This window comes from Bacillus sp. FJAT-44742, assembly GCF_002797315.1.
Classification (GTDB): domain Bacteria; phylum Bacillota; class Bacilli; order Bacillales; family Marinococcaceae; genus Thalassorhabdus; species Thalassorhabdus alkalitolerans.
Genome location: NZ_KZ454936.1, coordinates 2,007,295 through 2,027,430, shown reverse-complemented (window position 1 = coordinate 2,027,430; position 20,136 = coordinate 2,007,295). Strand labels below are relative to the sequence as shown.

At 43.5% G+C, this 20,136-nt stretch carries 16 protein-coding genes; 15 read left to right on the top strand and 1 reads right to left on the bottom strand.

Going from position 1 to position 20,136, the window contains the following annotated elements; translation table 11 throughout:
- The first annotated feature begins 73 nt into the window (after window positions 1-73).
- The 11 genes from pyrR (at window position 74) to CEF17_RS09980 (ending at window position 12,948) form a co-directional block, all read left to right on the top strand.
- A complete protein-coding gene (pyrR, locus tag CEF17_RS10030) occupies window positions 74-625 on the top strand; it encodes a bifunctional pyr operon transcriptional regulator/uracil phosphoribosyltransferase PyrR (protein WP_054635266.1) in 552 nt (183 codons plus the stop codon).
- 198 nt (window positions 626-823) lie between these two features.
- The gene (locus tag CEF17_RS10025; RefSeq protein WP_100399406.1) at window positions 824-2,158 is read left to right on the top strand and encodes a solute carrier family 23 protein; all 1,335 of its coding nucleotides are present in this window, start codon (window positions 824-826) and stop codon (window positions 2,156-2,158) included.
- Window positions 2,159-2,365: 207 nt separating this feature from the next.
- The gene (locus CEF17_RS10020) at window positions 2,366-3,316 is read left to right on the top strand and encodes an aspartate carbamoyltransferase catalytic subunit (RefSeq protein WP_269799479.1); all 951 of its coding nucleotides are present in this window, start codon (window positions 2,366-2,368) and stop codon (window positions 3,314-3,316) included.
- Entirely contained in the window at window positions 3,313-4,596 is a 1,284-nt protein-coding gene (locus CEF17_RS10015) for a dihydroorotase (RefSeq protein ID WP_100399405.1), read from the top strand. The genes CEF17_RS10020 and CEF17_RS10015 overlap by 4 nt, the downstream gene beginning before the upstream one ends.
- Window positions 4,593-5,690 (top strand): carbamoyl phosphate synthase small subunit, encoded by a 1,098-nt coding sequence (locus tag CEF17_RS10010; protein ID WP_100399404.1) that lies wholly within the window; start codon window positions 4,593-4,595, stop codon window positions 5,688-5,690. The genes CEF17_RS10015 and CEF17_RS10010 overlap by 4 nt, the downstream gene beginning before the upstream one ends.
- A gap of 45 nt (window positions 5,691-5,735) precedes the next feature.
- On the top strand, window positions 5,736-8,960 hold the full coding sequence (gene carB, locus CEF17_RS10005; RefSeq protein WP_100399403.1) for a carbamoyl-phosphate synthase large subunit: 3,225 nt from the start codon (window positions 5,736-5,738) through the stop codon (window positions 8,958-8,960).
- A complete protein-coding gene (locus CEF17_RS10000; protein WP_100399402.1) occupies window positions 8,957-9,736 on the top strand; it encodes a dihydroorotate dehydrogenase electron transfer subunit in 780 nt (259 codons plus the stop codon). The genes carB and CEF17_RS10000 overlap by 4 nt, the downstream gene beginning before the upstream one ends.
- Window positions 9,733-10,644, top strand: a complete 912-nt coding sequence (locus CEF17_RS09995; protein WP_100399401.1) for a dihydroorotate dehydrogenase — start codon at window positions 9,733-9,735, stop codon at window positions 10,642-10,644. Before CEF17_RS10000 ends, CEF17_RS09995 begins: the two co-directional genes overlap by 4 nt.
- Window positions 10,644-11,357: an orotidine-5'-phosphate decarboxylase gene (gene pyrF, locus CEF17_RS09990; protein WP_100399400.1), complete on the top strand. Its 714-nt coding sequence runs from the start codon at window positions 10,644-10,646 to the stop codon at window positions 11,355-11,357. The genes CEF17_RS09995 and pyrF overlap by 1 nt, the downstream gene beginning before the upstream one ends.
- Window positions 11,354-11,986: an orotate phosphoribosyltransferase gene (pyrE, locus tag CEF17_RS09985; protein ID WP_100399399.1), complete on the top strand. Its 633-nt coding sequence runs from the start codon at window positions 11,354-11,356 to the stop codon at window positions 11,984-11,986. The genes pyrF and pyrE overlap by 4 nt, the downstream gene beginning before the upstream one ends.
- A gap of 308 nt (window positions 11,987-12,294) precedes the next feature.
- Entirely contained in the window at window positions 12,295-12,948 is a 654-nt protein-coding gene (locus tag CEF17_RS09980; RefSeq protein ID WP_232725572.1) for a class I SAM-dependent methyltransferase, read from the top strand.
- Window positions 12,949-13,598: 650 nt separating this feature from the next.
- Here the strand turns inward: CEF17_RS09980 and CEF17_RS09975 are convergent.
- Window positions 13,599-15,329: an Rqc2 family fibronectin-binding protein gene (locus CEF17_RS09975; protein WP_100399397.1), complete on the bottom strand. Its 1,731-nt coding sequence runs from the start codon at window positions 15,327-15,329 to the stop codon at window positions 13,599-13,601.
- A gap of 98 nt (window positions 15,330-15,427) precedes the next feature.
- Here CEF17_RS09975 and CEF17_RS09970 point away from each other — a divergent pair, with 98 nt between their 5' ends.
- From CEF17_RS09970 to gmk, 4 genes are all read left to right on the top strand, one after another.
- The gene (locus CEF17_RS09970; RefSeq protein WP_100399396.1) at window positions 15,428-18,124 is read left to right on the top strand and encodes a cation-translocating P-type ATPase; all 2,697 of its coding nucleotides are present in this window, start codon (window positions 15,428-15,430) and stop codon (window positions 18,122-18,124) included.
- Between the two features lie 145 nt (window positions 18,125-18,269).
- On the top strand, window positions 18,270-19,142 hold the full coding sequence (locus CEF17_RS09965) for a YicC/YloC family endoribonuclease (protein ID WP_232725483.1): 873 nt from the start codon (window positions 18,270-18,272) through the stop codon (window positions 19,140-19,142).
- Window positions 19,143-19,231: 89 nt separating this feature from the next.
- Window positions 19,232-19,489 (top strand): extracellular matrix/biofilm regulator RemA, encoded by a 258-nt coding sequence (gene remA / locus CEF17_RS09960; protein WP_054635274.1) that lies wholly within the window; start codon window positions 19,232-19,234, stop codon window positions 19,487-19,489.
- 32 nt (window positions 19,490-19,521) lie between these two features.
- On the top strand, window positions 19,522-20,136 hold the full coding sequence (gene gmk / locus CEF17_RS09955) for a guanylate kinase (RefSeq protein WP_100399394.1): 615 nt from the start codon (window positions 19,522-19,524) through the stop codon (window positions 20,134-20,136).

Genomic DNA, 20,136 nt, shown 5'->3' with positions numbered 1-20,136 from the left:
CTCTCGTCCAATCGGACGGGAGGATTTTTTAATGGCCATTCCTTGCAGAAACTAGACAGTGGGAGGCAAATCAATGGTTAAAGATGAAACAGTTTTATTAGATGAGCAGGCGATACGACGAGCGCTTACCCGTATCTCACATGAAATTATTGAAAGAAACAAAGGAATCGATGACTGCGTACTCGTAGGAATCAAAACAAGAGGGATTTATATTGCTGATCGATTAGCCGAAAGTATCGAACGAATCGAGGGAACAAAAATTCCAGTAGGGGAAATAGATATTACCATGTATAGGGATGATCTTTCTCTAAAGAACACTTCTGAGGAACCTGAATTAAAGGGGACCGATATTCCTTATGACATTAATGACAAAAAAGTCATTCTAGTTGACGATGTGTTATATACAGGACGAACGGTAAGAGCTGCCATGGATGCCACAATGGATCAGGGCAGGCCAGCCCAGATTCAGCTTGCAGTACTTGTGGACAGAGGTCACCGGGAATTGCCGATCCGCCCTGATTATATCGGGAAAAATATTCCTACCTCCAAAGCGGAAGTCATCACTGCTAAGATGAAAGAAACCGACCAGATAGACCAAGTAAGTATTACAAGTCATGAAAGATAAATAAAGAACCTCTTTTAATGCAGTCCAGAGAGTCTGAAAAGAGGCATGATGCAGCCATCCCTGTTATGGTGATGGCCCCCTGTGCCCTCTTTGCTCTCTGCAAAGAGTTTTTTTATGGAAACAGTTCTCCAGAATATCTAAACGTCCAAAATACCATCGTATAAGAAAGAGATCAAATCAGGAGTGGAGGAGACTTACATGGGAAACAAAAGAGAGATAGGCATCAGAGAAATCCCAAAATGGAATTACTGGATTATTTTAAGCATGCAGCACTTATTTGCAATGTTCGGAGCCACCATACTCGTACCGATATTAACAGGTCTTAGTCCGGCCGTCGCATTAGTATCCAGCGGTCTGGGGACCCTTGCTTATCTTGTTGTCACGAAAGGTCAGGTACCTGCTTACCTGGGATCTTCCTTTGCCTTTATCATGCCGATCATTTCAGCGATGGCTATCGGAGGGCCGGAAGGTGTGATGATTGGAACGTTTATGGCAGGTATTGTTTACGGACTGACTGCCCTCTTAATCAAAGCGACTGGTGTCAACTGGCTCATCAAACTTCTTCCGCCGATTGTGGTGGGGCCCGTTATTATGGTCATAGGGCTTGGGCTTGCAGGCACGGCGATTGAAATGGCGATGAACTATGACAGTGAGGCTGGACAGTTTGTAGAACCAATGACTCACTTCAGTGTAGCTCTCATAACCCTCGCCATAACGATCGTAGCTGCAGTTTTCTTTAAAGGATTTTTTAACCTGATCCCAATTTTGTTCGGTATTGTCGGCGGGTATGTGGTAGGAGTATTTATGGGGCTGGTTAACTTTACACCAGTTTTGGAAGCACCGTGGATCAGAACTCCCGATTTTGTTGTACCCTTTGTCACCTTTACACCAGACTGGTCCTGGACGATTATCTTCCTTATGGTTCCGATTGCCCTTGTAACCCTTTCTGAGCACATAGGAGACCAAATGGTTCTGAGCAAAGTGGTTTCAAAGAACCTGGTGAAAAAGCCCGGCCTTCACCGCTCTATTATGGGAGATGGAGTTGCAACGTTGATTGCTTCCTTTGTTGGGGGGCCTCCTAATACGACGTACGGAGAGAACATCGGAGTTCTCGCGATCACTCGAGTGTTCAGCGTTTTTGTGGTCGGTGGGGCAGCAGTATTTGCACTGATCTTCGGCTTTATAGGAAAAATTGAAGCGCTGATTGCAAGCATCCCGACAGCAGTAATGGGAGGAATTTCAATCCTGTTGTTTGGGATCATCGCTTCCTCAGGACTTAGAATGCTGATTGATAACCAGATTGATTTTGGAATCAAAAGAAACTTAATTATTTCTTCTGTGATCCTGGTTATCGGTATCGGAGGCGCCTTTATACAGGTTTCCGATGATGTGCAGATCGCCGGAATGGCTCTGGCTACAATAATCGGCATCTTGTTGAACTTGATTCTTCCAGGAAAAGAACATGGTCTAGGAAATAACTCAATGTTTGCCTCCCTGGATGAAAAACTAAAAGATGATGACAATGCTGCTTAACATCCTTTAATCGAGTACAGAGAGACTCATAAGGGTGAAACAGGCACCAGGAACGAGACCGTGTTTGCCCACGGTCTGCCTGGATAAAGTTATGCGAGGCAAGCTGCCTCTCTTCTTTCGCCTGCTTCTATTCACCCTGAAGATGACTTCTTCAGGGTTTTTTTATAGAAAAAAAGCGAGTTCAAAAATAAGGAGGAATGAAAGATGATGCTTGAAACTGAATTGCAAAAAGAGATGGGGAAAGTAACAGAACCTGCCACGGAAAATATTTTGACAATGACAGACCTCCCGTTAGAGACAATCGATAAAATTCTTACAAACGCTCAAGAGTTTGCACATACTCCTTATTGGTTCGAGAAAAAAAATGTTTTCGCCGCTAATCTATTCTTTGAACCAAGCACAAGAACAAAATTAAGCTTTGAAGCAGCTGAGAAAAAACTGGGTCTGGAAGTATTAAATTTTGAAGCAGATACATCCAGTGTAAAAAAAGGCGAGACTCTTTATGACACGGTTAAAACCATTGAAAGTCTTGGAGCAGATGTAGTAGTGATTCGACATGAGACCGATCGTTACTTTGATGAGCTGGCCGGCAAAATTAATATTCCAATCATTAACGGAGGAGACGGCTGCGGTCACCATCCTACCCAATCTTTGCTAGATCTGCTTACGATTAAGCAAGAGTTTCAGAGTTTTATAAATTTAAACATAGTAGTTGCTGGCGATGTACGTCACAGTCGTGTGGCCCGTTCGAACATAGAAGCCCTGGAAAGACTGGGAGCCAACGTTTTTGTCAGCGGTCCGGAAGAGTGGATGGAAGGTGAGCTCCGCAGGAGATATATCCCAATGGATGAAGCGGCAGAAATGGCTGATGTAATGATGATGCTGAGAATCCAGCATGAAAGGCACGCGGTCCAAATGGTAGCAGGGGTGGAGGAGTTTCATCAGAAATATGGCCTGACTGTTAAAAGAGAGAGGTTGATGAAACCAGGCAGCATAATCATGCACCCTGCGCCGGTCAACAGAAATGTAGAGATAGCAGACGAATTGGTAGAATGCAAGAGGTCACGCATATTTAAACAGATGAAAAATGGAGTAGCCGTACGAATGGCTGTACTTGATCATGTACTTCAATTAACCAAAGGGGGATACAAAAAATGAGTATCGTAATTAAAAATGTGAAATTCACAGGGGAAGATGGAAACCTAAAACAAGGGGATATAAAAGTAACAGAAGGTAAAATTGCAGAGATCGGCTCTGTCTCTCCGGGTGCTGAAAAAGTGATTGAAGGGAACGGAAGGCTCCTTACTCCTGGCCTGGTCGATGTTCATGTGCATTTGAGAGAGCCTGGTGGAGAACACAAAGAAACCATTGAAACAGGAACGAAAGCAGCTGCGCGCGGCGGGTTTACGACGATCTGCCCAATGCCAAATACAAGGCCGGTACCTGATTCAGAAGGTAACCTTCAGCTGATTCAAGACAAAATTAAAGAAAAGGCTCTCGTAAAGGTACTCCCTTATGCGTCTATTACTACCAGACAGTTGGGAAAAGAACTAGTTGATTTTGCCAGGCTTAAAGAAATGGGTGCTTTTGCTTTTACGGACGATGGAGTCGGTATACAGGATGCTTCTATGATGCTTGCCGCCATGAAAGCTGCAGCAAGGGCAGATGTGGCCATTGTTGCCCACTGTGAAGAAAACACATTGATTAATAAGGGATCAGTACACGAGGGGACGTTTTCAGAGAAGCACGGATTAAATGGAATTCCGTCAGTATGTGAATCGGTACATATTGCCCGGGATGTTCTGCTCGCGGAAGCAGCTGGCGCTCATTATCATGTATGTCATGTGAGTACTAAGGAATCTGTACGTGTCATTCGAGACGCCAAACGCGCGGGAATTCACGTGACAGCAGAAGTAAGCCCTCATCACCTGTTATTATGCGATGAAGATATCCCTGGCCTTGACCCTAATTTTAAAATGAATCCTCCACTTAGAGCAAAAGAAGATAGAGACGCTCTCCTGGAAGGACTTCAGGACGGTACAATAGACTTTATCGCAACAGATCACGCTCCCCACGCAGAAGAGGAAAAAGAGGCGGGAATTGAGAAAGCACCGTTTGGAATTGTAGGTCTAGAAACAGCTTTTCCTCTGCTTTACACCCACCTTGTGAAAGAAGGCCATCTTTCATTAGCCGACCTGGTCGCCTCTTTAACAAAGAATCCGGCTGAAGTATTTGGCCTTCCGCAAGGGACGCTTCAAATCGGGGCAGCAGCAGACCTTACATTAATAGACCTTGAAAAAGAAGAAAAGATAGATGTCTCAGTATTTGAATCCAAAGGAAAGAATACACCATTTGAACAATGGGTGTGCCAAGGATGGCCTGTTTTAACCATGGTGGACGGTGTAGTCGTGTATGAGAAAGAGGAGGTTTTCCAATGAAAAGACAATTGATATTAGAAGACGGCGAAGTTTTTATCGGAAAAGGATTTGGCAGTGAAAAAGAAATGACAGGGGAAGTGGTGTTTAACACTGGAATGACGGGATACCAGGAGATTCTTTCAGACCCCTCTTACTGTCAGCAGCTTGTCGTCCTTACGTATCCTTTAATTGGAAACTACGGCATTAACCGGGATGATTTTGAATCGATTGCTCCGTCAGTAGGAGCCCTTATTGTTAAAGAAGCTTCCTCTTTTCCAAATAACTGGAGAAATGAAAAATCGATCGATCAAATGTTAAAGGAAAAAGAAATTCCTGGGCTCGAAGGCATTGATACGAGAAAACTGACACGTTTAATTAGAGAGCATGGGACATTAAGAGGAAGAATTTGCTCCATGGATGCTGATGTAACCCAGGTAGCGGAGGAATTAAGAAATACAGCTTTAGTGAAAAACCAGGTTCAGCAAGTATCCACTAAAGATCCTTATCACGCACCCGGGTTCGGCCACCGTGTCGTATTGATTGATTTTGGTGCAAAGCACGGAATTGTAAGAAATCTTATCCAAAGGCGCTGCGATGTATTTGTAGTTCCCTATAACACCCCTGTTGAAGAAATTATGCAGCTTCAACCCGATGGCATTATGCTTAGCAACGGTCCTGGGGATCCAGAAGATGTAAAGGAAGGCGTTGAAACCATTCAAGGTCTTCTTGGAAAAGTACCGATCTTTGGAATTTGCCTTGGTCATCAGCTTCTATGTCTGGCTGCTGGGGCAACGTCTTCAAAAATGAAATTTGGCCACCGCGGCTCTAACCATCCAGTGAAGGAAATCGAAACAGGCAAAGTAGACATTACTTCCCAGAATCATGGCTATACGGTTGACCGTGAGTCATTGAAGGAAACGGATCTTGTGCTCACTCACGTTAATGTAAATGATGGTTCAGTAGAAGGAGTCTCTCACTCCAAATATCCGGCTTTCAGCGTCCAGTATCACCCGGAAGCTTGTCCAGGGCCAGCAGATGCCAATCATTTATTTGACCGGTTTGTGACCTTAATAGAAGAGAGTAAAAACGAAAGCGTAAAAACTGTCAACGCTTAAAGCTGCTTAGTTTTCATTATTGGATAAGAGAAGGGGAGAGACAACATGGGAAAACGTGAGGATATTAAAAAAATATTAGTGATTGGTTCAGGACCTATTGTGATTGGCCAGGCGGCTGAATTTGATTATGCTGGCACGCAGGCATGCCAGGCATTAAAAGAAGAAGGGTATGAAGTTATTTTAATTAACTCCAATCCAGCCACAATAATGACTGACTCCAACATGGCAGATAAGGTGTACATTGAACCCATTACCTTTGAATTTGTGAGTCGTATTATTCGTCAGGAGCGACCGGACGGACTGCTGCCTACATTAGGGGGGCAGACTGGACTGAATATGGCGATGGAACTATATGATAATGGCATCCTCGAAGAATACAATGTGACCCTCCTGGGAACCGAACTTGAGTCCATTCGACGAGCCGAAGACAGAGATGCTTTCCGTTCTTTAATGAATGAACTTAATGAACCGGTGCCTGAAAGCGAAATTGTCCACACGCTTGAAGAAGCGTATCAATTTGTTGAAAAAATAGGATACCCCATCATTGTACGTCCAGCCTATACTCTAGGAGGGACAGGCGGCGGACTTGTCTATAATGAAGACGATTTGAAAGAAATTGTCGCCTCTGGATTAAAGTACAGCCCGGTAACCCAATGTCTTCTAGAGAAAAGCATAGCAGGCTATAAAGAGATTGAGTATGAAGTAATGAGAGACAGCAATGATCAAGCTATCGTAGTCTGTAACATGGAAAACATTGATCCTGTAGGGATTCATACGGGAGACTCCATTGTAGTGGCACCAAGTCAGACGCTTGCTGACAGAGAATATCATATGCTGAGAAATTCTTCCTTAAAAATTATTAGAGCACTGGAAATTGAGGGGGGCTGTAACGTTCAGATGGCCCTTGATCCCTACAGCTATGATTACTATATTATCGAAGTAAACCCGCGGGTTAGCCGATCGTCGGCACTTGCTTCCAAAGCTACTGGATATCCTATCGCGAAAATCGCAGCGAAAATAGCTGTCGGCTATACATTGGATGAAATTATTAACCCTATCACCCAGACTACTTATGCAAGCTTTGAACCAGCTCTTGATTATGTAGTCACAAAGATTCCGCGCTGGCCTTTTGATAAGTTTGATTCAGCAAAACGGACACTTGGCACTCAGATGAAGGCGACAGGTGAAATCATGGCTATTGGAAGAAACTTTGAAGAATCCCTTCTCAAAGGAATCCGCTCTCTGGAAACAAATGTATACCATCTGAAGCTGGAAAAAACAAAAGATGTGTCTGATGACGAATTAACGAAAAAGCTTGCAAAAGCAGATGACGAAAGACTGTTTTACATTGGGGAAGCATTTCGCAGAGGATGGACGAGAGATCAGATTCATGATATTACAGCTATTGATCTCTTCTTCCTGTATAAAATGGAAGGCTTAGTATCCTATGAAGAAAAAGTGAAAGCACATCCTTTTGACAAAGAGCTTTTGCAGGAAGTAAAAGAATACGGCTTTGCTGATGTAATGATTTCAGAATTATGGAATTGCACAGAGAGAGAAATTAGCGATTTCCGTAAAAAGCACGGAATCATCCCCGTCTATAAAATGGTCGATACATGTGCAGCTGAATTCGCTTCGGCTACTCCATACTATTACGGCACGTATGAAGAGGAAAATGAAGCAGAGAACACTGACAAGCCATCTATTCTTGTACTGGGCTCCGGGCCGATTAGAATAGGACAGGGAATTGAATTTGATTATGCGACTGTTCACACGGTATGGGCAATCAAAGAAGCGGGCTATGAAGCTATCATTATTAACAACAACCCTGAAACAGTTTCCACAGACTTCAGCACATCCGACAAACTCTACTTCGAACCATTAACTGTAGAAGATGTCATGCATGTCATTGACCAAGAGAAGCCGGAAGGTGTAGTTGTACAGTTTGGCGGCCAGACAGCAATTAATCTGGCGGAAGACCTGGCTGCTCATGGAGTAAACATTCTTGGCACTAGCCTTGAAGATATGGATCGTGCAGAAAACCGTGACAAATTTGAACAAACGTTAAACCAGTTAAATATTCCACAGCCTCTAGGGAAAACAGCTACTTCCGTAGACGAGGCTGTAAAGATTGCGACTTCTATCGGGTATCCTGTGCTTGTGCGTCCTTCCTACGTACTAGGCGGACGTGCGATGGAAATCGTAGATAATGAGACCGAACTTCTCCGGTACATGGAACAAGCAGCGAAAGTAAATCCAAAGCACCCTGTATTGGTGGATCGGTACTTGATCGGAAAAGAGATTGAAGTTGACGCGATTTCAGATGGAAACACGGTATTTGTTCCCGGGATTATGGAACACATTGAACGGGCAGGAGTGCATTCAGGAGACTCTATCGCCGTGTATCCTCCGCAGACGCTGTCTGACCAAGTAAAACAAAAAGTAATAGATAGGACCATTGCCCTTGGAAGAGGACTTAACATTGTCGGCCTTCTTAACATTCAGTTTGTCCTTCATGATAATGAGGTTTATGTTCTTGAAGTGAATCCAAGATCAAGCCGTACGGTTCCATTTTTAAGCAAAATCACTGGTGTGCCTATGGCTAAGCTTGCCACCCGCGCCATCCTTGGAGAGTCACTCGCTGACCTTGGCTACAAAACGGGCTATCATCCTGAAAAAGAGGAAGTGTCTGTGAAGGTTCCTGTATTTTCCTTTGCAAAGCTCCGCCGGGTCGATATTACACTTGGGCCGGAAATGAAATCAACCGGAGAAGTAATGGGAAGAGACTATACGTTGGAAAAAGCACTCTATAAAGGGTTAATTGCTTCTGGAATGAAAATTCCTCAGCATGGCTCAGTGTTGTTTACGATTGCTGACAAAAACAAAGAAGAAGCCATGGCACTTGTCCGTCGCTTTCACCGGATTGGCTATAATATTATGGCAACGGAAGGCACGGCTAAGCTGATTCGGGATGAACAAATACCTGTCACAGTAGTTAATAAAATTGGTGATGCGAAGCCGAATCTTTTAGATGTGATTCGCGAAGGAGAAGCTCAATTTGTCATCAATACATTGACCAAAGGAAAGCAGCCAGTAAGAGACGGGTTCCGTATTCGCAGGGAGTCCGTGGAAAACGGTGTCGTTTGCTTAACTTCCATGGATACTGCGGCCGCCCTGCTTGGAGTACTTGAGATGATCACGTTTGCATCTGAACCGATGCCTGCAATGGCTGAAGAGAAGACTGCTGTAAAAGAAGAGGTGCAGATATGAAAAAAGAATGGTTGACGGTGATAGAATGCACGCCTCTTGCCAAAGGAATTTATAAAATGGTTCTTCAAGGCACGATGACAGAGGAAATGGAAAGCCCGGGTCAGTTTGTTCACATAAAGACCAGCGCAGGGACTGACCCCCTGCTTCGCCGTCCGATCAGCATTTGTGATATTGACCATACAAACAATTGCTTTACCATTCTTTTTAGAGCAGAAGGCAAAGGGACAACAGAGCTGGCAGCCAAGAAGAAAGGGGAACAAGTTGATGTACTTGGTCCCCTTGGCAACGGCTTTCCTATTGAGGAAGCAGAAGCTGGAGAATCTGTTGTTTTAGTAGGAGGCGGAATAGGTGTCCCTCCTCTTTACTACCTGGGAAAAAAGTTAAAAGAAAAAGGGCTTCATATCACTTCTGTGCTTGGGTTTCAAGATAAAGAGACAGTTTTTTATGAAGAGGAATTCAAGGAAATTGGAGACGTAGTAGTTGCTACGGCTGATGGCAGTTATGGGATTTCCGGTTTTGTGACTGATGCCATTCAAGAAGCAGGCCTTTCCTTTGACTGGTTGTACAGCTGTGGACCTACCCCTATGCTTAAAGCGTTAGAAGCTTCTTATCCAGAAGCCAGGGGATATGTATCACTTGAAGAAAGAATGGGCTGCGGAATTGGTGCATGCTTTGCCTGTGTCTGTCATTTACAGGACGATCCTGAAGGAACTTCTTACAAGAAAATTTGCAGCGATGGACCAGTATTTCCGCTAAGAAAGGTGGTACTTTCATGAACTTATCCGTAAACCTTCCGGGGCTGCCTATGAAAAACCCTGTGATGCCTGCTTCTGGCTGTTTTGGATTTGGAAAAGAATTTGCTAAATTTTACGATTTAAGTCAATTAGGAGCCATAGCCATTAAAGCAACAACCGTAGAAGCAAGATTCGGGAATCCAACCCCTCGTGTTGCTGAAACGACAGCTGGTATGCTAAATGCGATTGGACTGCAGAATCCAGGACTCGATAAGGTAAAGGAAGAAGAGCTTCCATGGCTTGAGCAATTTGATGTCCCTATTTTGGCAAATGTAGCTGGTTCCACAATGGAAGATTATGAAACGGCAGCCAAAGAGCTTTCGGCTTCTACGAATGTTGGTGCATTGGAGCTGAATGTTTCCTGCCCTAATGTAAAAGTAGGGGGAATTGCTTTTGGCACGGATCCAGAGCTTGCAGCAGAGTTAACTGCACGTGTGAAAAAAGCAGCGACAGTACCCGTTTATGTAAAGCTTTCTCCAAACGTCGCTGATATTACAGCAATCGCTAAAGCTGTAGAAAAAGCAGGGGCCGACGGCTTAACAATGATTAACACCCTTTTAGGAATGAGAATTGACCTGAAAACAAAAAAGCCGATACTTGCTAATACAATGGGTGGATTGTCAGGGCCTGCAGTAAAGCCTGTAGCAATCCGAATGGTGTATCAAGTCCGGCAGGTGACGGATCTTCCTATCATTGGGATGGGCGGCATTCAATCAGCAGAAGACGTGATTGAATTTCTTATCGCAGGAGCGGATGCCGTAGCTGTCGGCACGGCTAACTTTACCGATCCATTTGTATGCCCGACCATTATCGAAGAACTGCCTCGAAAGCTCGAAGAGTACGGGATTCATTCGTTAGCTGAACTGCAAAGAAGGGCGGTGGCCCGGTAATGGATCACCCCTTGATTATTGCACTAGACTTTCCGGAAAAAGAAAAAGCATTGAAATTTTTATCTCTCTTTAGCAATGAATCCTTGTATGTAAAGGTTGGGATGGAGCTTTTCTACAGTGAAGGACCTCATTTTGTGGAAGAAATCAAAAGCAGGGGACACGGAGTATTTCTTGATTTAAAACTTCATGATATCCCGAATACTGTTAAATCAGCAATGGAGAGGCTTGCCCGATTAAATGTTGACATAGTCAATGTCCATGCAGCCGGTGGAAAACAGATGATGGAAGCAGCAATAGAGGGGCTTGATAAGGGGACGATTTCAGGGAATAAGCGTCCCGCATGTATCGCAGTTACTCAGCTGACAAGTACCACAGAAAAGATGCTCACAGATGACCTCTTAATCAGTGAACCCATGGAAGCTGTAGTTTCTCATTATGCGAGAAATACTAAGGCTTCAGGGTTGGATGGTGTTGTGTGCTCTGCCCTAGAAGTTCCGGTTATATCTAGAGAATGCGGCGGGGATTTTTTGAAAGTCACGCCAGGTATTCGGATGGATTCAGAGGATAAAGGAGATCAGCACCGTGTCGCCACTCCTGAAAGAGCACGAGAGCTTGGAAGCACAGCAATCGTGGTAGGGCGAAGCATCACACAAGCACAAGATCCGTTGGCAGCATACTACGATATGAACAAATTATGGAGGGGTCAAATATGAAAAGAGAGATAGCTCAGTCTTTATTAACCATCGATGCGGTCAGCCTGCAGCCTAATGAACCATTTACATGGTCTTCGGGTATCAAGTCACCGATTTATTGTGACAACCGCCTTACCCTTTCGTTTCCGGAAGTTCGAAAACAGGTGGCTGATGGATTGACCCAGCTTGTAAAAGACCATTACCCGGAAGCAGAAGTGATTGCTGGCACAGCTACTGCCGGGATTCCCCATGCCGCTCTGGTCGCTGAAAGAATGGGTCTTCCTATGATATATGTGAGAGGGAAATCAAAATCCCACGGAAAAGGAAACCAAATTGAAGGTGTAGTAAAAAAAGGACAGAAAGCAGTTATTATTGAGGATCTTATTTCTACCGGCGGCAGCATGATCCAGGTTGCAGAAGCACTCCGAGAAGACGGGGTGGAAGTAACAGGGGCAGCAGCCATATTTACATATGAGCTTGAAAAGGGCTTCAGGCAGCTCCAAGAAGCTGACCTGCCTTTTGTCACGCTCACTGATTATGATACGTTAATTGAAATAGCCGCTGAACAAGAGTTAATTAAGCCGGAAGATAGAAGTAAGCTTCGTATTTGGAAAAAAGATCCTGCTGATACTTCCTGGATGCATTCCTGAAAAGAAGAACGAGTCCGCACATGCTTTTCTACAATACAAACTATCAAGGACGGCCAATGAGCCGTCTTTTTTTAAGCTCTATAATGTGCGAGTGTTTGAACCTTTTCTGTCAGCAGGTCATCCAGCAGGTTTGCTATTGTGAGAGGGACAGTCTGGCAGCAATGTACGTATGAGGAAAAAAGCCAACAGCGAAGGCACAGTAATTAGCTTTTTAACCAGGGTAATGAATAAAAAATATAAGCTTTATCCTGTGGTATGGATATGCTATACTCAAAACAAAAAATGGGAGATGACTAGGGTTGCGTAAAATGACCGGTGAGGAGTTTAATGAACGAGTTACTTTCTTTGATCACATGGCACAGACCGAATGGCTTGGTTCCATCCATCAGCAGCTAAAAGATATAGCAGGATCATGGCAAGGTAAAAATGTTTTGGATGTAGGATGCGGAACAGGCCGTTTATTGCTAAAGGGAAAAAATGAAGCAAATAAATTATCAGGCATTGATCTTTCTGTAGGCATGATTAAATTTGCTCGTTCGTTGTTTGAAACTTCTACCGGGAAAGCTGACTCTCAATTCCTAGTAGGGGACGCATACCATTTGCCCTTCCCGGAACGTTCGTTTGATTACAGCTTTGCGACGTTAGTTATCTTTTTACTGCCGGAACCAGAAACAGCGTTAAAGGAATTAAAAAGAGTAACCTTACCTGAAGGAGCCACTGTTATGTTAAACCCAGGCCCGGATATGAATGAGGAAAAGGCACGTGCCTACGCTGAAAAACATGGGATGGAAGGTTTTGAAAAAGAATCCTTGTTAACTTGGGCTAACGTGAGTACAAGGCGCCATCGTTGGCAAGAAGAAGATTTTTCTGAGATTCTTTCCTCAATAGGTGCGCGTCATACCCAGCATACTCCTGTGTTAGATGGGCTTGGTTTGATCACTAGAGTGGAATGGAAAGCATAACGGGATATAGACACAGGAGCCTTCTTATAAGACCCAGATACTGAGAGAAAAAGAGCCAGGATAGGAGATCCTGGCTCTTTTTCATGCGAAGTTTCTGCCTACGCATCATCGGCTGCTTTTCTGGACAGCCAGTTGAATGCAAGAAGCCACTTAATGCTTCATCAGTATGGCTTCTACGAGACATTGACGGCAAAAGCTAAATTATTTTCCTGAAGCTTATAGGACAGGGCCATCGGCAAAACGACTTGATTCATGTTGTCATCTTTTAAAATAAGGAAACCTCGGATTCTGTTAGGTTGTGGTGATTTAACTTTATCAGAAGGTATCCTTTTGTGTACCTATTCGTTGATGGTCCGAAAATCACGAGACGCCTGCGGGAAAAGCAAGAGCTGAAGATCCGCCGGGGAGGTTTCACCCGGCTAGCTGAAGCCTTGCCCGCTGCATAGAAGACACCGTAAAGCGAATGAAATGAAGCTGAACGGATGTCGCACTTGTGCCTTTAGGTGCAAGCGAGTGTATTTTTGAACAAGCAACTAGTAGAATACTGCAGACAAGAAAAGACTCTCACCGAAGGTGAGGGCCTTTCTTATTAGCTGGGTTTTGTCCCGTTCTCCTCTAAACATTTGCTCATAAGAAGTTGTCTTTATTAATCACACAAGGTCTTGCCTTTTATTTTGTTGAAGAGAGTGAATTAAATCTTCATCCGGCGTGACAAAAATGGTCGTCTGCTCATCATAGATAACGTACCCAGGCTTTGCGCCATTTGGCTTTTTTACATGCTTGATCAAGGTATAGTCTACTGGAACAGAGCTTGAATCCTTTGCTTTTGAAAAGTAAGCGGCGATGTTTGCTGCTTCTTTTAATGTTTCCTCACCAAAGTCTGTACTTCGAATCACTACATGTGACCCGGGGATATCCTTAGTATGGAGCCATGTTTCCCGCTGTTGCGCCAGTTTATTAGTAAGGTACTCATTTTGTTTATTATTTTTTCCTACAAGAATGGGGATGCCTTCACTTGACCGAAAAGAGGCCAATTCAGGTTTTTGGTTTTTCTTTTTCTTATTTTTCTTCGATTTTTTTCTTTTTACATAGCCTTCCTCTTCTAACTCTTCTCTTATTTCTTCTACATCTTTTGGCGCAGCAGACTGGAGCTGCTGAATCAGCTGCTCGAGGTAGTTCATTTCTTCTGTTGCTTTGGTAATTTGTTCTTTAACAATTTCGACTGAATTTTTGGCTTTATTGTATTTTCGGAAATAAATTTGTGCATTTTCCGATGGTGACTTCTCAGGCTGAAGGGGAATCGTAATGGTTCCTCCGTTTTCGTCATAGTAATCAAGAACTTCTATTTCTTTTTCTCCGCCTTTTAGCAGATGGAGGTTTGCTGTAAGCAGTTCCCCGAACTTTTGATAACGTTGTGCTTTTTCTGCATCTGTCAGTGTTTTTTCCAGCTTTTTGATTTTTTTCTTATTTTTTTGCCATTCGTTGCGGAGAAAACGGTCCAGGTCATGAGCCTGTTGTTTTACTCTGTCTCTTTCAGCTTTGCCAAAATAAAATCTATCCAGCATTTCACTAACATTTGTGAAGGTTATTTTTTTCCCTTTTACTCCGGTCAGTTCAATAACGGAAAAATATTCCTTTTTATCTGTAAACGTAATTTCGGGTTTATAAAGATGGTTTTTCACCTCGGTCATTAGATCGGTAAAAACCCCAGCAATCTTTCTGTAATTTCCTATTCCCGCCCGATAGGTTATTTCTTTTGAGACCTGAGGAGAAAGGCCGCTGAACTGCTGTACGAGTTGCTGATCAACTTTTCCCTGGTTAAAGTCTAATTTCGTGAGAACTTCCTCTTCATTTACCGAAAGAGGCGATATTTTATCCTGTGCTGGGGGTTCTATATATTCTCTTCCCGGTAAAATCGTACGGTAGCTGTTTACTGATGGAGGGAGATGTTTCATGCTGTCGAGAATCATATTTGTTTTTTCGTCTAAGAGCATGACATTACTATGTCTTCCCATGATTTCAATAACGAGCTTTTTGATTGAAGTATCGCCAAGCTCATCCTTGCTTTCTATTGTAATAATGACGACCCGTTCCATTCCTTTTTGCTCAATTGCCTGGATAAAGCCGCCTTCTATATGCTTGCGCAGAAGCATACAAAACATCGGCGGCTCAGTAGGGTTTTCATATTTTTCTTTTGTTATATGCATTCTTGCAAAACTGGGGTTTGCAGAGAGTAATAACTGGTGATTTTTCCGGTTTGCTCTGACTGTTACGATAAGATCTGTTTGGTAAGGCTGGTGAACCTTTGCAATTCTGCCTGTCACCAGCTCTTTTGCTAGCTCATTTGTTATTGCTCGTGTCATAAGGCCATCGAACGACATTGCTTATCACCCTTTCATTTCACAAACAGTATAGCATGTTTTGTGGCTTGTCTGAATAAGATGTGACGATAAGTCCTAGTGGGGTAAGGGGTGGAAAAATGAAATGGTATAAACTTAGTCCTTCAGAAGTGGAAAAAGGATTGTCCACCTCTATACATGGGGGACTTGGGGACAAGGAAGTAAAGAAGAGACTTGAAAAAGTCGGATATAACAAGCTTTCAGATAAGAAAAAGCGGCCTTGGTGGATCTTATTTATTCAGCAGTTCAAGGACTTTATGGTTCTCGTATTGTTAGCTGCTACCATTATTTCCGGGCTCCTTGGTGAATTTGTTGACGCTATTACTATCATGATCATAGTCATGATTAATGGCGTCCTGGGCTTTATTCAAGAAATAAAAGCAGAGAAGTCATTGGATGCTTTAAAAGACCTGGCAGCCCCGCAAATGACAGTAAAAAGGAATGGTGAGTGGAAATCAATTCCTTCGGTACAAGCTGTCCCCGGTGATATTGTCAAAATCCAAAGCGGGGACCGGATTAGTGCAGATATCAGATTAATTGAAGCAAATGGACTTTATATTGAAGAGTCAGCCTTAACAGGGGAATCAGTACCTTCTGAAAAACAAGCCGATATGTTAAAAGGGGAAGACATCGAGCTTGCCGATCAATCCAACATGGCTTTCACTGGAACAATGGTCACACGTGGAAGCGGCATAGGGGTCATTATCTCCACCGGCATGAAAACCGAAATGGGGAAAATCGCACATTTGCTCCAGGAAACGATCACTCTTGCTACCCCTCTTCAAAGGAAACTAGAGCAATTAGGAAAAGTATTAATTGCTGCGGCTCTTTTGCTTACAGCTCTTGTAGTGATTCTAGGTGTGATGCAGGGACAGCCTCCTTATATTATGTTTTTGTCAGGTGTCTCGCTTGCTGTAGCCGCGATACCAGAGGGGCTGCCAGCAATTGTGACAGTCGTTCTTGCCCTTGGTGTTCAAAGAATGATCAAGCGAAAGGCGATCGTAAGAAAGCTCCCGGCGGTAGAGACTCTAGGCTGTGCTTCTGTCATTTGTTCAGATAAGACAGGTACACTGACACAAAATCAAATGACAGTTACTGCGTTATGGAGCTGGGGAAATCACTGGAGTGTCCAGGAGAACGGGATTTATAAACAGAACCAAAAGGTAAAGGTCTCACAGTCTCTTCCTCTTACAAAGATTTTAAGTTATGGAGTGCTTTGTAACCATGCGGAAATTGAAATAAAAGGAGGACGACAAGGGAACAAGCAGAAAATAACCGGGGACCCTACGGAAGCTGCCATGGTAAAGGCTGCCATACAAGGGGATATCCATCCGGCAAATGTCCGGGAACATTTTAAAATCTTAAAAGAGTTTCCTTTTGATTCAGAGAGAAAGAGAATGTCAGTCATCGTGGAAAGCAAGGAAGGAAGAAAGCTTCTAGTAACAAAAGGAGCACCGGATGTGCTTTTAGATAGAGCAAACAGCTGCGAATATAACGGGAAAGTAGAGGCGCTCACTTCCTTTAGGAAGCAGGAGATTGAAAAAGCGCTGGGAGCTATGGCAAATTCAGCGCTCAGGACCATAGCCATAGGATATAAAGAACTAAAAGGGCCAGTCCTTCCTCATGATGGCGAGGAGGCTGAAAAGAATTTAGTTCTGGTAGGCATCCAAGGAATGATTGACCCTCCACGCCCTGAAGCAAAGAAAGCGATAGAAGAATGCCGGGAGGCAGGCATTAAAACCATTATGATTACTGGAGATCATGCCGCAACAGCAACAGCTATCGCTAAAGACCTCCGCCTGCTGCCAAGTCACGGAAAAGTAATGGAAGGAAAAACTCTCTCCAAAATGGATGACGGACAGCTTGAAAAAGAGGTAAACCGGGTGTACGTATACGCCAGGGTAACACCTGAGCATAAACTGAGAATTGTTAAGGCTTTGCAAAATCAAGGGCATATCGTGGCAATGACAGGTGACGGGGTAAATGATGCTCCTGCTTTGAAGGCATCTGATATAGGTGTGGCTATGGGGAAGACAGGCACTGATGTAGCGAAAGAAGCCTCTTCCCTGATATTAGCTGATGATAACTTTGCCACCATTAAAGCAGCGATAAAAGAAGGGCGAAATATCTACGATAACATCAGAAAGTTTATCCGTTACATGCTTGCCTCTAACGTAGGGGAAATCTTAGTTATGCTTTTTGCGATGATGATTGGTCTTCCTCTTCCTCTTGTAGCCATTCAGATTCTCTGGATAAATTTGGTCACAGATGGGCTTCCTGCCATGGCTCTCGGCCTTGATAAAGCAGAAGGTGATGTGATGAAGCGCAGCCCAAGGCATCCTGGAGAAGGTATATTTGCCAGAGGACTGGGCTGGAAGATTATCAGCAGAGGAATATTGATTGGGCTTGTGACGCTGGCCGCTTTTATGACAAGCCTGCATTTCGCTCCTGATGACCTGACAAAAGCGCAGACTATCGCATTTGCCACGTTAGTGATGGCCCAGCTGATCCATGTGTTTGACTGTCGGAGCGAACATTCTGTGTTTCATCGCAATCCTTTTGAAAATGTGTACCTTGTTTTCGCGGTTCTTTCATCTATCATTCTTATGGCTGTTGTCATTTACGCCCCTGTTCTTCAGCCGGTCTTCCATACAACGGGCCTGAACCTAAGAGAGTGGGCATTGGTGTTAGGGCTTGCTGCTATTCCAACTGTGGCTTTAGCGGGAAACCATGTCTTCCAGAGAAGTCACGCAAGAAGAAGCAATCGGAAAAAATAACGAGTAACCTGTCAGTTTCTTAACTGATGGGTTACTTTATTCAATTTTTCACCTCTTTATAGCCGTTCTTTCTTTTCTTCTCCTCCCATGTAATGTTAGAATTAATTAGAAAAGTAGAGCGGGTGTGATGACATTGGTAATGAGTATGACTGGGTTTGGTCGCTTTGCTGTAAACCTGGACCGCGGGAAAGTTCAAGTAGAAATGAAGTCTGTTAACCATAGGTATAATGAAGTCAGTGTACGTCTTCCAAAGAATTTCTCGTATATGGAAGAGCGCATTCATAAAATTGTCAAACGCTTTGTTCAGCGCGGGAAAGTTGATGTGTTTGTATCAGTGGATGGGCAAGGTGCACTGGTACGCCAGGTGAAAGTAGACTGGGAACTGCTGCAGGGATTTATGAAAAGTGCCGAAGATATGAAAAAACAAACATGGTTTAAGGATACTTCTTTGTCCCTTGAGTCCTTTCTTCTGCATCCGGATATTACGACGGTGGAGGAGGAAGGAGATATTCCAGAGGAATGGGAGGGGGCACTTGTACAATGTGTCGAGGAAAGTGCAGCTATGTTATATAGAATGAGACAAACTGAAGGCGCTGCCCTTGAAAAGGATATAAATAAAAGAATTCATTCCATTTCAAAGATGACGGATATCATTCAAGAAAGAACAGGCCAGGTGGTTGAAAATTACCGTGAAAAGCTGATAAAGCGAATGAAGGACTTCCTTGGGGAAGACTATCAGCTTGAAGAAGGCAGGATTTTGACTGAAGTGGCTCTGTTTGCAGATAAAGCCAATATAGATGAAGAAATTACCCGTTTGACCTCCCACGTTAAACAGTTTCTTAGCATAATAGAGGAAAAAGGTTCCATAGGCAGAAAACTTGATTTTCTTGTTCAGGAGATGAACCGGGAAATCAACACGATAGGATCAAAAGGGAATGACATCGAAATCAGCCGTCAGGTAGTCAATATGAAAAGTGAGCTGGAGAAGGTAAAAGAGCAAGTGCAGAATATTGAGTAGCCAGCGAACGAATTTTCGTATATATTAGTACATAAGCGGTAAAAATAGAGAGTATTCGAGACTCTCAGCACAAAAAGCGGGGGATAATGATGAATATCAAACTAATAAATATCGGCTTTGGAAATATTGTTTCCGCAAACAGGATTATATCTATTGTAAGTCCGGAGTCTGCGCCGATCAAGCGTATTATCCAGGAAGCAAGAGACCGCAATATGTTAATAGATGCTACATACGGGCGGAGAACTCGTGCTGTTATTATTGCGGACAGCGATCACGTCATTTTGTCTGCTGTACAGCCGGAAACAGTCGCTCAACGGTTAAATACGAAAGACGACATAGATGAATAAGTGAAATTTCTTTGAAAGGCGTTGTATGTTTTATGAAAAAAGAGAAAGGCTTATTGGTTGTTCTTTCCGGCCCGGCTGGTGTAGGGAAAGGAACAGTTTGCGGAGCTCTTCGAACAAAGGATACAGACATCTCTTACTCTGTTTCAGCCACTACCCGCGCACCGCGGACAGGAGAAGTGGATGGTGTGAATTACTTCTTTAAGAAAAAAGAAGAGTTTGAGGAAATGATCGAAAAAGACGAGTTCCTGGAATGGGCAAAATATGTGGATAATTATTACGGCACACCACTGGAAAATGTTAAGAAAACACTGAACGAGGGCCAGGACATTATCCTTGAAATCGAGGTTCAAGGAGCCAGAAAAGTGAAGGAACGCTACCCTGAAGGGGTTTTTATTTTCCTTATGCCTCCAAGCCTTGCTGAATTAAGAAAACGCATTGAAGGACGGGGAACAGAGAACGCAGAGCTCATTAACAAAAGAATGACTGTTGCTAGAGAAGAATTGGATATGATGAAAAACTATGACTATGTTGTGGAAAATGATGAAGTCGAAAAAGCAGTTGAACGTATCCAGGCTATTGTGACAGCTGAGCATTGTAAACAAGAACGTTTGATTGAAAAATATAAACAACTTGTGGAGGTTGAATAG

What these genes read in the sequence shown, in the direction of transcription:
- remA (WP_054635274.1), top strand. Translation starts at nt 19,232, where the DNA reads ATGAATATCAAACTAATAAATATCGGCTTTGGAAATATTGTTTCCGCA.
- gmk (WP_100399394.1), top strand. Translation starts at nt 19,522, where the DNA reads ATGAAAAAAGAGAAAGGCTTATTGGTTGTTCTTTCCGGCCCGGCTGGT.
- CEF17_RS10015 (WP_100399405.1), top strand. Translation starts at nt 3,313, where the DNA reads ATGAGTATCGTAATTAAAAATGTGAAATTCACAGGGGAAGATGGAAAC.
- pyrE (WP_100399399.1), top strand. Translation starts at nt 11,354, where the DNA reads ATGAAAAGAGAGATAGCTCAGTCTTTATTAACCATCGATGCGGTCAGC.
- CEF17_RS10010 (WP_100399404.1), top strand. Translation starts at nt 4,593, where the DNA reads ATGAAAAGACAATTGATATTAGAAGACGGCGAAGTTTTTATCGGAAAA.
- CEF17_RS10020 (WP_269799479.1), top strand. Translation starts at nt 2,366, where the DNA reads ATGCTTGAAACTGAATTGCAAAAAGAGATGGGGAAAGTAACAGAACCT.
- carB (WP_100399403.1), top strand. Translation starts at nt 5,736, where the DNA reads ATGGGAAAACGTGAGGATATTAAAAAAATATTAGTGATTGGTTCAGGA.
- CEF17_RS09980 (WP_232725572.1), top strand. Translation starts at nt 12,295, where the DNA reads ATGACCGGTGAGGAGTTTAATGAACGAGTTACTTTCTTTGATCACATG.
- CEF17_RS10025 (WP_100399406.1), top strand. Translation starts at nt 824, where the DNA reads ATGGGAAACAAAAGAGAGATAGGCATCAGAGAAATCCCAAAATGGAAT.
- pyrF (WP_100399400.1), top strand. Translation starts at nt 10,644, where the DNA reads ATGGATCACCCCTTGATTATTGCACTAGACTTTCCGGAAAAAGAAAAA.
- CEF17_RS09965 (WP_232725483.1), top strand. Translation starts at nt 18,270, where the DNA reads ATGACTGGGTTTGGTCGCTTTGCTGTAAACCTGGACCGCGGGAAAGTT.
- CEF17_RS10000 (WP_100399402.1), top strand. Translation starts at nt 8,957, where the DNA reads ATGAAAAAAGAATGGTTGACGGTGATAGAATGCACGCCTCTTGCCAAA.
- CEF17_RS09970 (WP_100399396.1), top strand. Translation starts at nt 15,428, where the DNA reads ATGAAATGGTATAAACTTAGTCCTTCAGAAGTGGAAAAAGGATTGTCC.
- CEF17_RS09975 (WP_100399397.1), bottom strand. Translation starts at nt 15,329, where the DNA reads ATGTCGTTCGATGGCCTTATGACACGAGCAATAACAAATGAGCTAGCA.
- pyrR (WP_054635266.1), top strand. Translation starts at nt 74, where the DNA reads ATGGTTAAAGATGAAACAGTTTTATTAGATGAGCAGGCGATACGACGA.
- CEF17_RS09995 (WP_100399401.1), top strand. Translation starts at nt 9,733, where the DNA reads ATGAACTTATCCGTAAACCTTCCGGGGCTGCCTATGAAAAACCCTGTG.